The 17,607-nt window shown below is 72.1% G+C and carries 20 protein-coding genes and 3 pseudogenes; 11 read left to right on the top strand and 12 right to left on the bottom strand.

From position 1 onward, the window contains the following. Positions 1–59: 59 nt before the first annotated feature. A complete protein-coding gene (locus RCO28_RS15935) occupies positions 60–860 on the top strand; it encodes an IclR family transcriptional regulator (RefSeq protein WP_308941778.1) in 801 nt (266 codons plus the stop codon). A 182-nt stretch (positions 861–1,042) separates the two neighbouring features. Here RCO28_RS15935 and RCO28_RS15930 read toward each other — a convergent pair. From RCO28_RS15930 to RCO28_RS15915, 4 genes and pseudogenes are all read right to left on the bottom strand, one after another. Further along, positions 1,043–1,660, bottom strand: a pseudogene (locus tag RCO28_RS15930) (MFS transporter); the annotation flags it as partial. Between the two features lie 130 nt (positions 1,661–1,790). After that, positions 1,791–2,312 (bottom strand): annotated as a pseudogene (locus RCO28_RS39355) (MFS transporter); the annotation flags it as partial. 480 nt (positions 2,313–2,792) lie between these two features. After that, positions 2,793–3,419, bottom strand: a complete 627-nt coding sequence (locus tag RCO28_RS15920; RefSeq protein WP_308941776.1) for a histidine phosphatase family protein — start codon at positions 3,417–3,419, stop codon at positions 2,793–2,795. A gap of 32 nt (positions 3,420–3,451) precedes the next feature. Further along, the gene (locus RCO28_RS15915) at positions 3,452–3,850 is read right to left on the bottom strand and encodes a DUF1801 domain-containing protein (RefSeq protein WP_308941775.1); all 399 of its coding nucleotides are present in this window, start codon (positions 3,848–3,850) and stop codon (positions 3,452–3,454) included. 119 nt (positions 3,851–3,969) lie between these two features. On the opposite strand from RCO28_RS15915, the gene RCO28_RS15910 reads away from it, so the two are divergent. Next, entirely contained in the window at positions 3,970–5,052 is a 1,083-nt protein-coding gene (locus RCO28_RS15910; RefSeq protein WP_308941774.1) for an aminoglycoside phosphotransferase family protein, read from the top strand. A gap of 86 nt (positions 5,053–5,138) precedes the next feature. Next, positions 5,139–5,516, top strand: coding sequence for a hypothetical protein (locus RCO28_RS15905; RefSeq protein ID WP_308941773.1), 378 nt, complete (start codon positions 5,139–5,141; stop codon positions 5,514–5,516). 121 nt (positions 5,517–5,637) lie between these two features. Here RCO28_RS15905 and RCO28_RS15900 read toward each other — a convergent pair whose 3' ends face one another. Together RCO28_RS15900 and RCO28_RS15895 are read right to left on the bottom strand one after the other, a co-directional pair. After that, entirely contained in the window at positions 5,638–5,796 is a 159-nt protein-coding gene (locus RCO28_RS15900) for a hypothetical protein (protein ID WP_308941772.1), read from the bottom strand. 2 nt (positions 5,797–5,798) lie between these two features. Beyond that, positions 5,799–5,930: a transposase gene (locus RCO28_RS15895; protein ID WP_308941771.1), complete on the bottom strand. Its 132-nt coding sequence runs from the start codon at positions 5,928–5,930 to the stop codon at positions 5,799–5,801. Between the two features lie 197 nt (positions 5,931–6,127). On the opposite strand from RCO28_RS15895, the gene RCO28_RS39350 reads away from it, so the two are divergent. The 4 genes and pseudogenes from RCO28_RS39350 (at position 6,128) to RCO28_RS15880 (ending at position 7,066) form a co-directional block, all read left to right on the top strand. After that, entirely contained in the window at positions 6,128–6,241 is a 114-nt protein-coding gene (locus RCO28_RS39350; protein WP_374991171.1) for an NmrA family NAD(P)-binding protein, read from the top strand. A 62-nt stretch (positions 6,242–6,303) separates the two neighbouring features. Then, positions 6,304–6,480, top strand: a pseudogene (locus tag RCO28_RS39345) (NmrA family protein); the annotation flags it as partial. Between the two features lie 71 nt (positions 6,481–6,551). Beyond that, positions 6,552–6,830 carry a hypothetical protein gene (locus RCO28_RS15885; protein WP_308941770.1) on the top strand — a complete coding sequence of 93 codons (279 nt, stop codon included), beginning with the start codon at positions 6,552–6,554 and terminating at the stop codon, positions 6,828–6,830. Positions 6,831–6,877: 47 nt separating this feature from the next. Next, positions 6,878–7,066, top strand: a complete 189-nt coding sequence (locus RCO28_RS15880; RefSeq protein WP_308941769.1) for a hypothetical protein — start codon at positions 6,878–6,880, stop codon at positions 7,064–7,066. Between the two features lie 20 nt (positions 7,067–7,086). On the opposite strand, the gene RCO28_RS15875 is transcribed toward RCO28_RS15880, so the two are convergent. The 5 genes from RCO28_RS15875 to RCO28_RS15855 all read right to left on the bottom strand — a co-directional run bounded on the left by RCO28_RS15875 (position 7,087) and on the right by RCO28_RS15855 (position 11,954). Continuing rightward, the gene (locus tag RCO28_RS15875) at positions 7,087–8,022 is read right to left on the bottom strand and encodes an aldo/keto reductase (protein ID WP_308941768.1); all 936 of its coding nucleotides are present in this window, start codon (positions 8,020–8,022) and stop codon (positions 7,087–7,089) included. A 193-nt stretch (positions 8,023–8,215) separates the two neighbouring features. Next, positions 8,216–9,973 carry an AMP-binding protein gene (locus RCO28_RS15870; protein WP_308941767.1) on the bottom strand — a complete coding sequence of 586 codons (1,758 nt, stop codon included), beginning with the start codon at positions 9,971–9,973 and terminating at the stop codon, positions 8,216–8,218. A gap of 59 nt (positions 9,974–10,032) precedes the next feature. Next, entirely contained in the window at positions 10,033–10,266 is a 234-nt protein-coding gene (locus RCO28_RS39340; RefSeq protein WP_374991170.1) for a hypothetical protein, read from the bottom strand. Continuing rightward, positions 10,266–11,030 carry a crotonase/enoyl-CoA hydratase family protein gene (locus RCO28_RS15860; RefSeq protein ID WP_308941766.1) on the bottom strand — a complete coding sequence of 255 codons (765 nt, stop codon included), beginning with the start codon at positions 11,028–11,030 and terminating at the stop codon, positions 10,266–10,268. Before RCO28_RS15860 ends, RCO28_RS39340 begins: the two co-directional genes overlap by 1 nt. Before the next feature lie 162 nt (positions 11,031–11,192). Next, the gene (locus tag RCO28_RS15855) at positions 11,193–11,954 is read right to left on the bottom strand and encodes a 3-hydroxyacyl-CoA dehydrogenase (protein WP_308941765.1); all 762 of its coding nucleotides are present in this window, start codon (positions 11,952–11,954) and stop codon (positions 11,193–11,195) included. A 217-nt stretch (positions 11,955–12,171) separates the two neighbouring features. Here RCO28_RS15855 and RCO28_RS15850 point away from each other — a divergent pair, with 217 nt between their 5' ends. The 4 genes from RCO28_RS15850 (at position 12,172) to RCO28_RS15835 (ending at position 16,678) form a co-directional block, all read left to right on the top strand. After that, entirely contained in the window at positions 12,172–13,206 is a 1,035-nt protein-coding gene (locus RCO28_RS15850; RefSeq protein WP_308941764.1) for an MBL fold metallo-hydrolase, read from the top strand. Positions 13,207–13,251: 45 nt separating this feature from the next. Beyond that, complete coding sequence (locus RCO28_RS15845) at positions 13,252–14,409, top strand: acyl-CoA dehydrogenase family protein (RefSeq protein WP_308941763.1); 1,158 nt, start codon at positions 13,252–13,254, stop codon at positions 14,407–14,409. Between the two features lie 366 nt (positions 14,410–14,775). Then, positions 14,776–15,957: a M20 family metallopeptidase gene (locus RCO28_RS15840; protein WP_308941762.1), complete on the top strand. Its 1,182-nt coding sequence runs from the start codon at positions 14,776–14,778 to the stop codon at positions 15,955–15,957. A 106-nt stretch (positions 15,958–16,063) separates the two neighbouring features. Further along, positions 16,064–16,678 carry a TetR/AcrR family transcriptional regulator gene (locus RCO28_RS15835; protein WP_308941761.1) on the top strand — a complete coding sequence of 205 codons (615 nt, stop codon included), beginning with the start codon at positions 16,064–16,066 and terminating at the stop codon, positions 16,676–16,678. A 93-nt stretch (positions 16,679–16,771) separates the two neighbouring features. Here the strand turns inward: RCO28_RS15835 and RCO28_RS15830 are convergent, their stop codons facing one another. Next, entirely contained in the window at positions 16,772–17,569 is a 798-nt protein-coding gene (locus tag RCO28_RS15830) for an enoyl-CoA hydratase (RefSeq protein WP_308941760.1), read from the bottom strand. Positions 17,570–17,607 lie beyond the last annotated feature (38 nt).

Raw genomic sequence — 17,607 nt, 5'->3', positions numbered from 1 at the left:
GACTACGTGCTAGTAGGATCGGGGCAATTCTTGACCGGCTGGAAAGGTGTGTGGGCGCGGTGCCCGAGGCAGAGGGACTTACCAACAGGTCGGTCATCAGGGGCGTTCTGCTGCTGCGGGAACTGGCCCGGCACGAGTCGGGTGCGACGGTGACCGAACTCGCCGCCGCCGTGGGGCTCGCGCGGCCCACCGCGTTCCGGCTCCTGAACAGCTTCGAGCAGACCGGTTTCGTCGACCGCGTCGATTCCAAATACACGCTCGGCTGGGAATTCGCCCGGCTCGCCCGGCACGCGGACCCGTACGACGGTCTCGCGAGCCGCATCCAGCCGGCCCTGGACGAACTGGCCCTGGCACTCGGGGAAACGGTGACGCTCTCGGTGCCCACGCCCAGCCATGAACTGGAACTCATCGCCGCCGCCACGGGCTCGCAGGTCGTAGGCGTCTCGGTGGAATCCCTGGTCGGCCAGCACTGGCCTTTGCACGCGAGTTCCACCGGAAAGGTCGTCCTGGCCGAAATGCCGGCGAAGCGGCTCCAGGAAAGGCTTCCGGACGAGCTGGAGGCCTTCACCCCGGACACCATCACCGACCGGAAGGTACTGCTCAAGGAATTGCAGCAGGTCAGGGAGCAGGGCTATTCGGTGATCGACAACGAACTGGAAGAGGGCCTCCTCTCGCTCTCCCGGCCGGTACGGGATTCCGCGGGCGCCCTGGTCGCGATTCTCACCGTGGACGCCCCGCGCTACCGCTTCGGCCGGGACCGCATTCCCGCGACACTGCAGCACATGCAGCAGGCCTCCGAGAAGCTGAAGCAGCTCATGTGGCCGGGTTGGGAATCCTCGGAGTCTCCGGAACTTCCGTAATCTCCGCAATCTCCGCAACCTCTGGAATCTCCCTGTGGTTTTCCCTGAGGTTCTCCCCGCGAGGCTCCGTCTCCCGGGGCGGGGCGGGGCGGGGCGGAGCGGTTCGTTCGCCTTCGGCCGGTGAGGAGACGCAGGGTCCTCGCACCGGCCGAAGGCTCTCGCCGTAGTGGGGCTTCGGGCTCCTACCGGTTCATCCGCTGCGCGTCGCGGGCGGAGCGGTGCGGGGCCGAGGTCTCGCTCAGGGGGCGGCCCATCGTCTCGGGGGCGAGGGCCTGGGAGACCAGGGCGCCGACGACGCACACGCCCGCGGCGATGAGCATGCTCGGTCCCGCGCCGAGGTGCTGCATCGACCAGGGCAGCAGGAACGTACCGAGGGCGGCCCCGACGCGGCTGAACGCGGTGGCGAAGCCGGTGCCGATGCCACGTATCTCGGTGGGGAAGATCTCGCCGGGGTAGACGCCGGTCAGGGCCGTGCACATGGCGTTGGCGAAGGCGAAGACCAGGAAGCAGGCCAGGATCACGGCGGGCGGCGCCGAGGTCCACAGGCCGATGACGACGAGGACGACCGCGCACACCCACTGCTGCGGGATCGTGAGCTTGCGTCGGCCGATCCGCTCGATGAGGAGCAGCGAGGCCAGCACGCCGAGCAGCGCGAGGCCGTTGACGCCGATGGCGCCGCCGAAGCCGTCGCCGAGGCCGTAGTCGGCGAGGACGCTGGCCGCGAAGGTGGCGATGGCGAAGTACGGGGTGACGGCGCAGAACCAGAAGACGGAGATGAACGTGGTCGCCCGCCAGTAGTCCCGCGAGAAGAGCCATGCCGAAGGTGCCCTTGCGGGTGGACTCGGCCGACAGGTCGAGGGCTTCGGCGGGGGATTCGAGGTAGTCGTGGGCGACCTGCTCGGCCTCCTCGGTCCTGCCCTGGTTCATCAGCCAGCGCGGGGACTCCGGAAGGCCGAGGCGGGCCAGGAACAGGATCACCGCGGGCACCGTGCTGGAGCCCAGGACGATCCGCCAGTCCAGGGAGAACGCCGAGGTCATCACGTAGCCGAGGGCGAAGGCCAGCATGAACCCGAGGTACCAGGCGACCTCGGAGAGCGACATCAGCTTGCCGCGCTTGCGGGCAGGGGCGAACTCGGCGAGCAGCGGCCAGCCGACGGAGTAGTCGGCGCCGATCGCGACCCCCATCAGGAGGCGTACGGCGAACAGCTGCCAGGCCGAGTCGACGAAGAACTGGAGGAACGAGCAGACCACGAACATCGCGAGGTCGAGCGTGAAAGTGGGCTTGCGGCCGAACTTGTCGGCGAGCCAGCCGCCGAGCGGCCCGCCGATGAAGATGCCGATGAGGGCGGACGCCCCGATCAGGCCTTGCCAGAGCAGGGACATGTTCAGCTCGGCGGTGGCGGCACCGATGGCCGTGCCGATGATGCCGAGGATGTATCCGTCGATGAACATGCCACCGACGATCACCGCGGTCATCCTGACCATGAATCGCTGTTTGTCGACCGGCGGCCGGGTGCTCTGCGATCGCGTCGCAGCGGGCTCGGGAGTGCTGGTGAGGGTCACACTTCAGTCCTTCCTGAGGTGAGCGGTGCGGGCCTGCTCGCCTGGATGACTGCGACGCGGTGCGCGGACGGAGGGGTGTCCACGCTGGGCGTCGCGGTCGTGCGGGGGGAAGTGGTGCTTGTACGCGGCAGAGGGCACGGCAGGGCGCATTGGTCGGGCACCGTGGGCCGGTCGGCCCGGGAAGAGCGCGTTCGTTAAGTGAGCGCCGCGACCAAAATTTTCGGAAGCGTGACACGATGACCAGGGGGCGTCAAGGCGTCGCGTGGTTGCCGGGTGGCTCTTTACTTGAACGTGACGTTCATTAAGTGGACGCCATGGAACGCGCGACGGTTAGGCTCCCTCACGTCCCCCCACGTCCCCCCACGTCCCTCACGGCATGTGGAACTCGGGAGGAAAGCCAGTCCAGCGCAGCTCGGCGGGCAGGTGTCGCATGTCGTTGGCGAGGAGTACGGAGGCCGGCCGGGCGGGGGCGTAGCGGATGACCGTCAGGGAGCTGTTGCCGTAATGGAGGCCGAGCCAGCGCCACTTCGGCGCGTGCATGGCATCCCGGACGAGCCAGGCGACCAGGAAGTTGTGGGTGACGACCAGCTCGTGCCGGTCCTCCTCGCCCTGTGCCGGTCCGGCAAAAAGTTCCAGCGCCTGTTGGGCCAGGACCGGTCCGCGCTCGCGTTCGTCGTCGGTCGTGTCGGCGAGGAAGCGCAGGTAGAACTCCGCTGATTCCGGGGGGAGTTCATCCTTGGGCGGCAGGTACGGGACGTAGTCGCCGGTGACATCCGAGGTGTACAGAGGCGCGTGCCTCAACTGCTCGCCGACCAGGCGGGCCGTCTCCGCCGCTCTGGGCAGCGGTCCATGATGAACGGCCGCGAAGGGGACGTCCCGGAGGCGTTGCCCCAGCAGCGAGGCCTGCCGACGGCCGCTCTCCGTCAGCGCGCTCTCGTCCGCCGACGCCTCGCCGTGCCGGACGAGATAGAGGTACCGCGTGGCTGTGCCGGTCATGTCGATTCCCCCCGTGCGTGCTTCATGTCCGCCTACCCGTCGGTCAGTTGGGCGCGGCGTCGTGCAGCGGCGGCGCGTACCAGCTCCGCCACGCGTGGATCCTCCGGATCCTCAGGGGCGTGGAGCTTCACATGGCGGGCCTTCTTGCCCGTGCCGGTGAGCAGGCCGTCCGGATCGTGCGCGGTCAGCTCAACTCCCTCGCCGAACTGCAGATTCACATGTCTGGAGTGCAGGACGAGGCCCACCGCGATGCCCTTGTACGTGCCGGGTGCGTAGGTGAAGGCGAGGAGTCGCGCCGGTACGTCGACCTCCTCCACGGCGTCCGGGACCGCGTCCCGGACCACCTCGCGGGCCCGGCGTGCGATCGCGGCCACTTCCGCGCTCGCCGCTTCGAGACAGGACTGCCATGCCTCGGGCACATCGTTCGTCATGCCCCCGACTCTAGGCGGGGCCACTGACAACCGGCCGCGCCAACTGGCCGCCCCCGTCCGTGAGTCACGAGCCACGAACCATGAGTCACGAGCCATGAGCCATGAGCCACCATGAGTTCATGACGCCGCCAACCCCGCTGAACGAACCATTACGGCTCCGAGCCGGCCTCGCCCCCGTCGTGCACACCGACCCCCTGGACAGCAGCCCGCGCTCGCGCGTCTGGCGGGTGGTGACGGTGGCCGGAGACACCGCGGTCGTGAAGCAGCTGGTCGACGCCCCGGAGGCGGACGAACGGTACACGCGCGAGGTGACCGCGCTCCGGCTCGCCGCCCGCGCCGCCCCGCCCGTAGCGCCCGCCCTGCGCGCCACCGACCCGCACGAGCGCGTCCTGGTCCTGGAGGACCTGCGGCACCGGCGCCGCCTCCCCGCCGACTGGACCGTCGACTACGCGGCGGCCCTCGCCCGGCTGCACGCCACCGCCCGCCCGCAGGACACCGGAACCCTGCCGCGGTGGTCAGGCCCGGACGAGCGAGACGTCACCGCCTTCCTCGGGCTCGCCGACGTACTCGACGTCCCCGCCCCGCATGGAGTCCGCGACGAGCTCGACGCGCTCCTCGACCGGCTCGACCGGCTCGACCGCCTCGACCGGGCGCCGGGTCAAGCCCTGCTGCACGGCGACCCGTGCCCCGGCAACGACCTGCACACCGCCGACGGCGTCCGGTTCATCGACTTCGAACAGGCCGCACTGGGCAGCGGCCTGATGGAACTCGCGTACCTGCGGATCGGCTTCCCCACCTGCTGGTGCGTCACCGCGGCCCCCGCCCCGCTCCTCGACCGGGCGGAGTCCGCGTACCGCACAGCCTGGCGCGCGGCGACCGGCACCGATCTCGGCGACGGGCGCGAGGACAGCCCCAAGGCCGGTCTCGTCGACGCCTGCGCGGGGTGGCTGCTCCGCGGGGACGCGCTGGTCGAGAAGGCCCGTCGCGGTACGGGCGACCACCTGGTGCGGATCGCCGACGAGGACTGGGAGTGGGGCACCGCCACCGCGCGGGAACGGCTCGTGCACCGGCTCGGCGTCGTCGCCGGGATGACGGCCGACCGGGCCGATCTGCGCCGACTCGGCCGACTCAGCACGGACCTGCGCCAGCGCATCCGCGCCCGCCGGCCCGACCTGAGGCCGGTCCCCGCACGGCGCCCGTGACGCCCGAACGGCGCAATGGCCCGGCACCCGCCTACGCTGGAGACACAGCCCCTCGTGCGAGCGAGCCCAGCGGCGGGAGGCACGCCATGGCCACGGCTCAGCGCTTCCACATCGACCAGAACGGCCACTCCGTGACGGTCCAGGTCGCCGGTGTCCACGGCGCGGTCGAACTCCTCGTGGACGGCAAGGTTGTCGCGTACCGCCGTGCACTCGGCCGGGAGACCGCCGTGCTCGACGCTGAACTCCCGGACGACCCGCCGCGCCCCTTCCGCATCCTGCTCGCGCCCGTGGCGCACGGGGGCGAGCCGCCCCTGTGCCTCCTGGAGAGCGACCGCACCCGCTACCTGCTGCCGCTCACCCCGCAGCCGGACCGCCGCGACCACGCCCTCGGAGCGGCAGACGCGGTACGGATCCTGCGGCGCCGGATCCGGCGGATGCGGCGGGTGGCGATGCGGCAGCTGTGAGCGGCCCCGGCTCGGCTCGGCTCGGCTGATCAACCCTCGGGCCTGATCAGCCCGCGCTCGTACGAGGGCTCCTCGGCCATGTCTCAGTTGGTGAATTTCGCGCGCCCGCGGCGCCGCCACCTCAGGCGTCGACGCCCTGGACGTACACGCGCCGCTCCGCGCACTCGTGCAGCGCGCGCGTCCACGCCGCGAGCGCCGGGGCGGTGGCCGTCGCCGCACGCAGGTCCCGCCAGAAGCCCGCGCGGGTCCAGCGGCTGAACCAGCGGTGTGCCGTGGGCACGGTCAGCCGAAGGCCGGCGGGAGGAGCTGCCAGGCGCAGCCGCTCGTCAGGACGTACACCACCGCGACGAGCACCTGGCGGCGGTCCGCGGCGGACCTGCCGCTGCCCTGGCTGCGGGGGCGCGGCGCCGACATGAGGGCTCGGCCACCGCCCACAGTTCGTCCGGTACGAGCCGGTCAGCGAGCGCCTCCATGGGGCGAATCCTACGGTCGGAAGCGGTGCCCCGACGGCCGTCAAACGAGACATGAGCCGAGGTGCGCGTACCACCGCGAGCTGCTTAACCTCTGCGCCACGCCGAGGAGTTCGGCGTCCAGAACGAAGGGGCAGAGGCATGACGATCCTGGTCACCGGAGCGACAGGCACGGTCGGACGCATCGTGGTCGACCGCCTGCTCCACGCGGGCCGCAAGGTACGGGCGCTCACCCGCGACCCGGCGGGCGCGTAGCTCCCCGAGGCCGTCGAAGTGGTGGCGGGACCCTCACCGAACCCGGCGCCGCCCTCCACGGCGTGGACGCCCTGTACTTCCTGGCCGGGGCGCTCGACCCCGCCGCGGCGGCCGAGCAGGCCCGCGCCTTCGTGGAGCGGGCGGCCCGCGGCGGTGCCCGGCGCATGGTCACGCCCACCAGCAGCGCCGTCGCGGTCCGGCGGCCCGGCAGCTACGAGATGCTGCTCGCCGCCGAACAGGCCGTCGAGGCCTCGGAGTTGGAGTGGACGCATGTACGGCCGGGGGAGTTCGCCACCAACAAGCTGTCCCCGTGGGCGAGTCGATCCGCACCGAGTCGACGGTACGGAGCGCCTTCCCGGACGCGATCGGCGTACCCGTGCACGAGGCCGACATCGCCGAGGTGGCCGTCGCCGCGCTCCTGGAGGACGGCCACGCCGGGCGCGCCTACTCGCTCAGCGGGCCCGAGGCGCTCACCCACCGCGAGCAGGCGGCGGCCATCGGCACGGGGCCAGGCTGTCTCCTTCGGGCCTTGCCGGGGTCGACCACCTCCGCCGACCGGGTCCGGCCTGACCCGAAGGAAACGGCCTAGGCCGCGAGCTGCGTTTCGAGCCGCTGACGTACGGCCAGGCCCGCGCCATGTACACCACGTCGGGCATCCCGGGGGAGATCGCCGAGTACCTCCTCGGCTACCAGGCCGAGTACGCGGAGGAGCCGCCGCAGGTCGACCCGGACACGGAGCGGGTCCTCGGGCGGCCGGGCCGCACCCTGGCGCGGTGGGCGGCCGATCACGCGGACGAGCTGACGCCGGGTGGCGCGTCCGGCTGAGCCCAGGCGGCCCGGCCTCCTCAGGGCAGCGGCGTTCCTCGGGCCGTGATCCACAGCTCGTACCACTCGTCGTGGGAGAGCCGGGGCTCGCCGGTGGCGTCGCGGCAGGCGCGGATGCGGGCCGGGTTGGCGGTGCCGATGACCGGGACGATGCCGGCCGGGTGGCGGCGGAGCCACCACAGCACGATCGTCTCCGACGTGGTGCCCTTCCGCTCCGCCAGCTCGCGGACCAGAAGGGCCGTCGCCCGGTCGGCCGCCGTCTCGGGGCGGTCGCTGTAACGACCCTGGGCGAGGGCGCCCCAGGCCTGGAGCTGTACGGAGTGCGACCGGCAGTGGTCCAACGTGCCCTCCGGGAAGCCGAGTTGGGCTGCCCCGGGAGTGTTGACCAGAACCTCGGACTCCAGCCAGTCCCTGCGGTGCAGGCTCATCTCCAGCTGATTCACGACCAGCGGGAGATCCAATGGGCCCTGCAGCCGGGCCAGTTGATGTGCACTCATGTTGGACACGCCGAACTGCTTCACCAGACCCTGCCCGTGCAGGGACGTCAGGGCCTCGGCGATGTCCTCCGGGTCGGCGAGCGGGTCGGGGCGGTGCAGCAGCAGCGTGTCCACGTGGTCCGTGCGCAGCCGGGTCAGGCTCTCCTCCACGCACCGCACGATGCTGCTGCCTCGCAGGTCGTACGTGCCGGGCCGGTCACCCTCGGCGAGCCGGATGCCGCACTTGGTCTGCACTGTGATCCTGCCCCGCAGCTCGGGCGCGCGGGCCAGTACCTCCCCGAAGACCGCCTCAGCCTTGCCGTGCCGGTAGATGTCGGCGTGGTCGAACGTGGTGATGCCCGCGTCGAGCGCCGCTTCGACCACGGCGTGCGCGTGCTCCACGTCCGCCGCGCCGTACGGCTCGCGGTCCCAGCTTCCGCCCAGTCCCATGCAGCCGTGGATCAGCCGGTCCTGTGCCATCTCGCCCCGTTCTGCTGCCGGTTGACGGCGCGCGGCCGGGCGGGCCGGACGACGCCGAGGGACGGCTCACGATAGCCAAGGCGTCCTGCACCGGGCTCGCCGGGCTCACCCGGGCTCACCGGGCCGGTCCGGGGCGACCGGGTCGACCTTCGGTCTCCTTGAAATCCCGCCGTAGCTCAACGTCATGCGATCCTCACCGGTCTCCCTTCGTCGTGACCCCGGCCGCCGTCTCGGCGGTCAACTCCCCATGCCGTGCGCGGAGTTCGGTCTTGAGGATCTTGCCCGCGGCGGACACCGGCAGCGCGGGTACGAAGTGCAGCTCCCGCACCCGCTGGTACGGGGCGACGCGCTCGGCCACGTACGCCATCAGCTCCTCGGCGCTCGCCGTGGCCGAGGGGCGGAGCACCACGTACGCGGCGGGGATCTCGCCCGCCTCCGGGTGCGGTACGCCGATGACCGCGGCGGCGGCGACCGCCGGGTGTCCGGCGAGTACGTCCTCCAGGTGCAGGGGATAGACGTTGTAACCCTTGTAGATCAGCATGTCCTTGGCCCGGCCGGACAGGAACAGGAAGCCGCGCTCATCCACCCGGCCCACGTCGCCGGTGCGCAGCCAGCCGTCCCGGAACTGATCCGCGGTCAGGTCGTCGCGGCCGTGGTAGCCGTCGGTGATCTGCGGGCCGCGGGCCCAGACCTCGCCGGTCCCGCCGACGGGCAGTTCCCGCTCGGGGTCGGTGAGGTCGCGGATGCTCAACTCCGTGCCGGGGACGGGGAGTCCGACCGACCCCGGCGGCGTGCCGAGGGCCGGGTCCACCGGGTGCAGGGTGAGGGACATGGTCGCCTCGGTGAGCCCGTACCCCTCGGTGACCAGCGCGTTGGGGAACAGCTCGCCGAGCCGTCGTACGGTCTCCGGGTCGATGGGCGCCGCACCCGAGAGGACGTTGGAGACGGACTCGACGCGGAGCCCCGCGGCGGACGGCGCGGCGAGCAGGGCCCGGTACATCGCCGGGGAGCCGCCCAGCCAGGACACCTGGTGCTCCACGACATCCGCGAGGAACCGCTCGGGGTCGAAGCGCGCGCACAGCACCACCGTCGTGCCGACCAGTGTGTTGCCGACGAGCCCGATCAGGCCCATGGCGTGGAACAGCGGCGCCACCGCGAGTGTGGTCGCCGTGCCGGGCGCGTGGTGGTGGGCCGTGGCGCGCTCCTTGTCCTGCTCGGCGCCGAGCAGCCCGTCGACGAGGACGGTGCGGGCGGCGCCCCGGAACCAGGCGACCTGTGCGACGTTCGCGAGGAGGTTGCGGTGCAGCACACGCACCGCCTTGGAGCGGCCCGTGGTCCCGCCCGTGTACGCGAGGTGGGCCAGGTCGTCCGGGCGGCGCACGACCCGCTCGGCGCGCCCGTACCGGAGCAGTGACTCGGCGGCGAGCACGGTCCGGCCCGCCGGTGGGGGCGGCGCCTCGGCGGTCGGTCCCTCGGCGGTCGGTCCCTGCGCGGCCGGTCCCTCCGCGGTCGGTCCCTGCGCGGTCGGTCCCGCGGCGCCGGGGACGACGACGGTGAGGTGCGGCGCCGGTGCGTCGGCCGCGTATACCGAGGCGAGCGACGCGGGGTGGGCGACCACCGCGCGCGCACCGGAGTCCGCGAGTTGAGCGGCGAGCGCGGCGGGCGGCAGCGCCGGGTTGGCCGGGCTGGCCACGGCGCCCGCGTACAGCGCACCCCAGTAACTCACCGGAAACCAAAGGCAGTTGGGGATCAGAAGCAGGACCGTGTCGCCCGGTGCGATGCCGTGCTCGTGCAGGCCGCGCGCGAACTGCCGTGCCTGCTCGTGCAGTTCGGCGAAGGTGAGGAACTGCTCGCCGTCGCGTACGGCGACTCGGTCGGGGAAGTGATGGGCGGCACCGGCCAGGACGGCGCCCGCGTCGACGGCCGGGAAGGTCAGCGTGGTACCGGTCAAGAGATCACTCCTCGGGTCACTCCTCGGGTCACTCCTCAGATCACTCCTCGGGTCACTGTTCAGGTTGTCTCCCGGATCACTCCTTGCCTGGTCAGACGGTCGAGTTCGGCCCCCGCCAGGCCCGCTTCGGCCAGCACGCTCCGGGTGTCCTCGCCCGTCCCACGCCCGAGCCCGGTGAGTACCATCCCGGCGAGCGGTCCGGGCCCGATGCCGCCGAGCTCCACGATCCGTACGCCGGTGAGCGGTCCCGTACCCCCGGATCGCGGCGGGGGACTGGCGGGACCGGCCGTCATCAGCGGCCCGTCCAGCGCGGTGCGCGCTTCTCGGCGAAGGCGCGCGACCCTTCCCGGGCATCGTCGGAGACGAACACCGGCTCCACCACAACCTTCTGACGCTCCCTCGCCTTCTCGGCCGACCACTGCAGGGACCCGACGACGACCTCCTTGCTGACCCGGACCGCGAGCGGCCCGTTCGCAGCGATGGCGGCGGCCAGCTCCCGCGCTCCGTCCAGGGCGCCGCCGGGCGCGGTGAGCCGGTTGACCAGGCCGTACGCGTGTGCCTGCGAGGCGTCGAGGAAGCCGCCGGTCAGGGCGAGTTCCATGGCGATCTGGTACGGCAGGCGCTGCGGAAGCCGCAGCAGCCCGCCCCCCGCCGCGACCAGTCCGCGCTTCACCTCGGGCAGCCCGAACCGGGCGTCGTCGGCGGCCACGATCAGATCGCAGGCGAGGGCGAGTTCACAGCCACCGGCGAGCGCGTACCCCTCGATCGCCGCGATCAGCGGCTTGCGCGGCGGCGCGTCGGTGAGCCCGCCGAAGCCGCGCCCCTCGACGCTGGGCAGCTCGCCGCGCAGGAAGGCCTTGAGGTCCATCCCGGAGCAGAACGTGCCGCCCGCCCCGGTGAGGATGCCGACGCTCAGGTCGTCACGCCCGTCCAGCTCGTCGAGCGCGGCGGCGACCCCCTCGGCGACGGCGAGGTCGACGGCGTTGCGGGCCTCGGGACGGTCGAGGGTGATGACGGCGACGCTGTCGGAGAAGTCGGTGCGGACCACGTCGGACATGGGGCGACTCCGTAGAGGGTGGGTGGGTGGGTGCGAGGTGCGGAAGGACGGGACCGGTTGGTGGGTCGGCGGATCGGCGGGGCGGCGCGGGCAGGGCGACAACTCGCCGACTTGTCAGCCAAGTTGAGGCACCCCGCGTACACCGCGTACACCAAATACGTCCTACTTCGGCGCCATCCGGATCGCCCCGTCCAAGCGGATGACCTCGCCGTTGAGCATCGGATTGGCCACGATGTGCCCGACCAGGGAGGCGAACTCGTCCGGAGTGCCGAGGCGCGGCGGGTGCGGCACCTGGCGGCCGAGCGAGTCGCGCACCTCCTGCGGGGCCTTCCCGAGCAGCGGGGTGTCGAAGATGCCGGGCGCCACCGTCGACACCCGGATCTGCCGGCCGGCCAGGTCACGCGCGATGGGCAGGGTCATGCCGACGATGCCGCCCTTGGACGCCGAGTACGCGGCCTGCCCGATCTGTCCGTCGAAGGCCGCGATCGAGGCGGTGTTGACGATGACGCCGCGGTCGCCGTCCAGTGGTTCGTTGTCGGCCATCCGCGCCGCGGCCAGGCGGATCACGTTGAACGTGCCGATCAGGTTGACCGTGACCACCTTGGTGAACTGCTCCAGCGGGTACGGGCCGTCCCGGCCGACCGTACGGGCCGAGCCGCCGATCCCCGCGCAGTTGACGACCACGCGCAGCGGGTCCTGCGCCACCGCTGCGTCGACGGCCCGCGTCACGTCCTGCTCGTCGGTCACGTCCCCCGCGACGAACTCGGCCCGTTCGCCCAACTCCTTGGCCACGGACGGGCCTTCGGAGCTCGGCAGGTCGAAGAGGACCACGTGGGCGCCGGACGCCAGGAGCTCGCGTGCGGTGGCCAGACCGAGGCCGGAGGCGCCACCGGTGACCAGAGCCGAAACACCTTCGGTACGCATGGACTTCCCCACTTTCTGCCCGGTCTTCCCGGTGGCGAGAGCCAGTTCTTCGCGGTGAGTGCCTGTGCTTATCGCGGTGGTGAGTACCCCCGGCGGCCCCTGTCGGCGCCGCACCCGATCTGTTAACTTAACGATCGTTCAGCAAATGTCGTCCTCAGGCAACCACAGGCCCCAGAGGGTGTCAACGGGCCGGACGACGCGTACGGAAAGGACGACCGTGACTCTCGAGATCACCGGCACGACGCAGTGGCAGGCCTGGCAGGACCGCGTCCTTCCCCCGGTCGAGCGCGTCCGCGACGGGCTCTGGTCCATCCCCGTCCCGATCCCGGACAACCCGCTGCGCTACGTCCTGGTGTACGCCCTGGAGTCCGGCGACGGCGTCGCCCTCGTCGACGCAGGCTGGCCCGCCGAGACCTCCTGGCAAGCCCTCTGCGACGGCCTCGCGCAGATGGGCACCGCCGTCGAGCACGTCAAGGCCGTCCTCGTCACCCACAACCACGCCGACCACCTGGGCCTCGCCGGCCGGGTCCGCGAGGCCTCCGGCGCGTACGTCGCCCTGCACGCCCTGGACGCCGCCCCGTTGGGCGCCCGCGAGGTGTGGCGTACCGACCTGCTGCACCACCTCACCCGCCACGGCATGCCCGCACCCGAGGCCGCCGGCACCGTGGACGCCCTGAACGTCGACCTGCTCTTCGGCGCACCCGAACCCGATGTACTGCTGCAGGACGAGGAGCGCGTCAGGCTGCCCGACCTGGACCTGACCGTCCTCTGGACCCCCGGCCACAGCCCCGGCCACTCCTGCTTCCACGAGCCGCGCCGCCGCCTGCTGTTCTCCGGCGACCATGTGCTGCCCCGCATCACCCCGGCCGTAGGCGTGTACGCGCGGACCGTCGGCGACCCGCTCGCGGACTTCCTGGCCTCCCTCGACCGGCTCGAACGGTACGAGGTGGAGGAGGTGCTGCCCGCCCACGAGTACCGCTTCCGGCGCCTCGACCAGCGGCTCGTCCAGATGGCCCGGCACCACACCGAACGCCTCGCCGAGACGTACGCGGCCGTGCGCGCGGCCCCGGGCGCCACCGCCTGGGAACTCGCCGCCGAGCTCGAATGGTCGCGCCCCTGGGGGCGGTTCGGCATCCAGCAGCGCCGCTTCGCCCTGGGCGAGACCCTGGCCCATCTCACCCTCCTGCGGGCCAGGCGGGAGATCACCGCGAGCGACAGCGAACCGACACGCTGGCACGTGGCGCTAGCTTAACGATCGTTCGACTCGGTGTCTGACCACTCTCGAGAAGAGGCTGCCGTGCGCCGTTCGGTGTTCGACGAGGATCACGAGGCGTTCCGCGCGACACTGCGGGACTTCATCGCGAAGGAGGTCGTGCCCGTCCACCACGAGTGGGAGGAGCAGGGGCATCCGCCACGGGACTTCTACCGCAGGCTGGGCGACCTCGGTGTGCTCGGCGTCCAGGTGCCCGAGGAGTTCGGCGGCGCCGGGCAGGCCAGCTTCAAGTTCGCGGCCGTCGCCACCGAGGAGACCACCCGCGCCGGGGTGTCCTTCGGCAACTACTCGGTGCACACCAATCTGATCCTGCCGTACCTCATGGCGTACGCGAACGAGGAGCAGAAGCGGCGGTGGCTGCCCGGCTTCGCGAGCGGCGCGCTCATGACCGCGATCGCCATGACCGAACCCGGCACCGGCTCCGACCTCGCCAACATCCGGACCAGCGCCGAGCTCTCGCCGGACGGCACGCACTACGTCCTGAACGGCGCCAAGACGTTCATCACCGGCGGCGTCCTCGCCGACCTCGTGCTCGTCGTCGCCCGCACCACCCCGTACGACCCGGAGAACCGCAGGGCGGGCCTGTCCATCCTCTGTGTGGAGTCCCGCAGCGAGGGGTTCGCGGTCGGGCGGAAGCTGCGGAAGATCGGGCTCAAGGCCTCCGACACCGCCGAGCTGTCCTTCACCGACGTCAAGGTGCCTGCCCGGAACCTGCTCGGCGAGGAGGGCGCGGGCTTCTCGTACCTCTCGCACAACCTGCCGCAGGAGCGACTGACCATCGCGCTCGGCGGGGCCGCGACCGCCGCTGCGGCGCTGCGCTTCGCGACCGGCTACGTGCGCGAGCGCACCGTCTTCGGCAAGCCCGTCGCGCACTTCCAGAACACCAAGTTCGTGCTCGCCGAGTGCGCCACCGAGGTCACGGCCGCCCAGCTCATGGCGGACCGCGCCCTGGAGCTGCACGACGAGGGCGAGCTGACCGTCGCCGACGCGGCCAAGGCCAAGCTGTTCTGCACGGAGACGGCGGGCCGGGTCATCGACAAGTGCCTGCAGCTGCACGGGGGTTACGGGTACATCACCGAGTACCCCATCGCCCGGCTCTACGCCGACACCCGGGTCTCGCGCATCTACGGCGGGACCAGCGAGGTCATGAAGACCATCATCGCCAAGTCCCTCGGCCTCTGAGGGCCGCGCCCGCCCCCTTCTCCTTGTCCGGCATTCGCAGGTCCGACGCCTGAGGAGAGCCCCATGCGTGACGCGGTCATCGCCGAGAGCACCCACATGAAGGACCACGGCATCCGCTACGGACCGCAGTCCACGTACGAGGGCGGCGGCATGGCCAACGCGACGGTCCCGGAGCTGATCTGACGGCTCCTCCGTCGGTGGCGTGCGGTCTGACCAGGCCGTACGTTGGCGAATCGGGCGGTGAGCGGGTACACCTGGGGAAGCGCAGAGGGGTCCCGAGGATCCCCTCCGGCGCCCCGGCCCACGGTTTCCCGATGCGCACCCCCGCACCCGCGCGGCGCGCCCCGCCCTGAGTGGAGGACCCTCATGCCCGCCGCCCCCACCCCGCGCGACCGCGTCGCCGCCCGGATCGACGCGTACAAGGACCGGCTCGTCGAGCTCAGCCACGCGCTGCACGACGACCCGGAGACCGCCTTCGAGGAGGCCCGCGCCGCCGAGCGCGTCGCCACGCTCCTCGAGGAGGCCGGTTTCACCGTGCGGCGCGGCGCCTGCGAACTGCCGACCGCGCTCACTGCCACGTACGGCGTCGGCGACCTGACCATCGGCGTGTGCGCGGAGTACGACGCGCTGCCGGAGCTCGGCCACGCCTGCGGGCACAACGTGATCTGCGCGGCGGGCGTCGGCGCCGCGATCGCGCTCACGGCCGTCGCGGACGAGCTGGGGTTCCGCGTGAAACTCCTCGGCACCCCGGCCGAGGAGGAGGGCGGCGGCAAGGTGCTGATGCTGGAGCGCGGCGCCTTCGACGACGTCACCGTGGCGATGATGGTGCACCCCGAGCCCGGGGACACCGTGGACCCGCGCGGCTCCAGCACCGCCGTCGGCCGCTTCGAGGCCACCTTCACCGGCCGTGCCGCGCACGCCGCGTCCGCGCCCGAGGCCGGGCTCAACGCCGCCGACGCGGCCGTCGTCGCCCAGGTCGCGATCGGTCAGCTCCGCCAGCAGCTCCGCGACGGCGACCGCATCGCCGGGATCGTCCGCAACGGCGGCGAGCGGACCAACATCATCCCGGAGCGCACGGTCCTGGAGTACGAGGTGCGCACCCCCACCGGCGAAGAGCTGCAGACCCTCCGCGAACGCGTCCTCAACTGCTTCCGCGGCGCCGCCCTCGCCACCGGCACCACCCTCGACGTACGCCCCACCCAGCCCGACTACGTGGAGCTGCGGCACGACCCCGCCCTGATGGAGGCGTACGCGCGCAACCTGCGGGCCACCGGCCGTGACGTGCCCGAGCCGGGCCCCGTCCCGCGCGGCACGGGCGCCTCCACCGACATGGGCAACGTCACCCACGCCCTGCCCGCCATCCACCCCGGGATCGGCATCGACGGCGCCGAGGGCACCCCGCACACCCGGCAGTTCGCCGTCGACGCCGCGAGCCCCGCCGCCGACGAGGCCGCCCTGACCGGGGCCCTCGCGATGGCGTGGACGGGCCTCGACCTCGCGGCCGACCCGGACTGGCGAGCCCGCGCCCTGGCCGCACGCCGGGCCTGAGCCCGCGTCCCGGCGCGTCCGACGACAGGAAGCCGACCTTGATAGAACGATCGTTCAGGCGGCTAGGATGCCCGGTGACCGGATCCGAGACATGAGGAGGACACCGGTGCGAGGAACAGGCCGGCAGGCCATCCTGGACGCCGCCCGGGAGGAGTTCGGGGAGCGCGGGTACGCCGCCGTGTCCATCCGCGACATCGCCCGCCGGGCCGGCGTGAGCCTGTCGGCGATGTACCACTACTACACCGGCAAACAGGACCTGCTGCACGCCCTCGTGAACGGCAGCGGCCAGGCCTACTTCGACTCCTGCCGCAAGGAGTTGGAGTCCGCGGGCGACGACCCGGGCGAGCAGCTCGCCGCGGTGGTGCGGGCCACCGTGCGCTACCGCGCGGAGTACCGACTGGAGAGCAGTCTGACGCTCGCCGAGTGGCGCAGCATGTCCGAGGAGCAGGTGGAGGAGTTCCGGGGCCGGCAGTTCGACGGCACGCGGATGTTCAAGGAGATCATCGAGGACGGCGTGGAGCAGGGCGTCTTCCGCACGCCGCACCCCCAGGACGCCCGCCGCGGCGTCATCGCGATGTGCAACGCCGTCGCCCAGTGGTACCGCGAGAGCGGCGAGGAGAGCGTGGCCGACCTCGCCGAGCGCTACGTGGAACTGGCCCTGGTCCTCGTCGAGTACCGCCCGGCGGCCCGCCGCTCCCGCCCGGCCAGGTCATCCTCCTGACATACGGTCAGAAACGGTCAGAACCCTTTCGTACGCAGGGAATTGCGCCGGGAGGGAACGTGGAGGGACGGTGGAGGGGCGCTGGAGGGGCGGTCACTTCACGGCCCACTCGCCCGTGAACTCCGGCTCCCGCTTCTCGTTGAACGCCGCGAGGGCGGCCGGTGCGTCCTGCGTGGCGAAGTTGACGGTCTGGGCGCGCGCCTCGTTCGTGAGGGCGTCGCGCAGAGTGCGGTCGACGCCCTCGTTGAGCAGGGCCTTGTTCTGGGCCTGGGCGACCGGCGGCCCCGCCGCGAGCCGACGCCCCAGGTCCGCGACGAACGCGTCCAGCTCCTCGGCCGCCACCAGCCACGTGACCAGGCCGAGCCGCTCGGCCTCCGCCGCGTCGATCATCTCGGCGAGCAGCGCCAGGCGTTTGGCCTGCTGGAGCCCGACGAGCCGGGGCAGCTGCCAGGACCCGCCGAAGTCGACGGAGAGGCCGCGGCGCGCGAAGATCTGCGAGAACCGGGCCCGGGGCGACGCCACCACCAGATCGCAGCCGAGCGCCAGATTCCACCCGGCCCCGACCGCCACCCCGTCCACCTTCGCGACCGTCGGCTTGGGCAGCTCGTGCAGCAGCAGCGCGATGTCGTTGATCTTCCGCATCCGGTGCAGGGGATGCGGCGGCGCACTCTCCCCGGCCCGGGCGGACAGGTCGGCCCCGGCGCAGAAATCGCCGCCCGCGCCGGTCAGTACGACCGCCCGTACGTCCGGATCCGTGCCCGCGCCGGCCAGCGCCTCCCCGAGCGCGGACCACAGCACGGGGTCCAGGGCGTTCTTCCGCCGAGGGCGGTTCAGGGTCAGCGTCAGGACGCCTTCGGTGCGTTCGCTCAACAGAACGGGCTCGTCGGACACGACCCCCACCCTTCCCAACGCGGCAGAAACGCTCGCAA

The organism is Streptomyces sp. LHD-70, assembly GCF_031157275.1.
Classification (GTDB): domain Bacteria; phylum Actinomycetota; class Actinomycetes; order Streptomycetales; family Streptomycetaceae; genus Streptomyces.
Note: the sequence above shows the minus strand (reverse complement) of the source record. Positions and strands in the feature narration are given on the sequence as shown.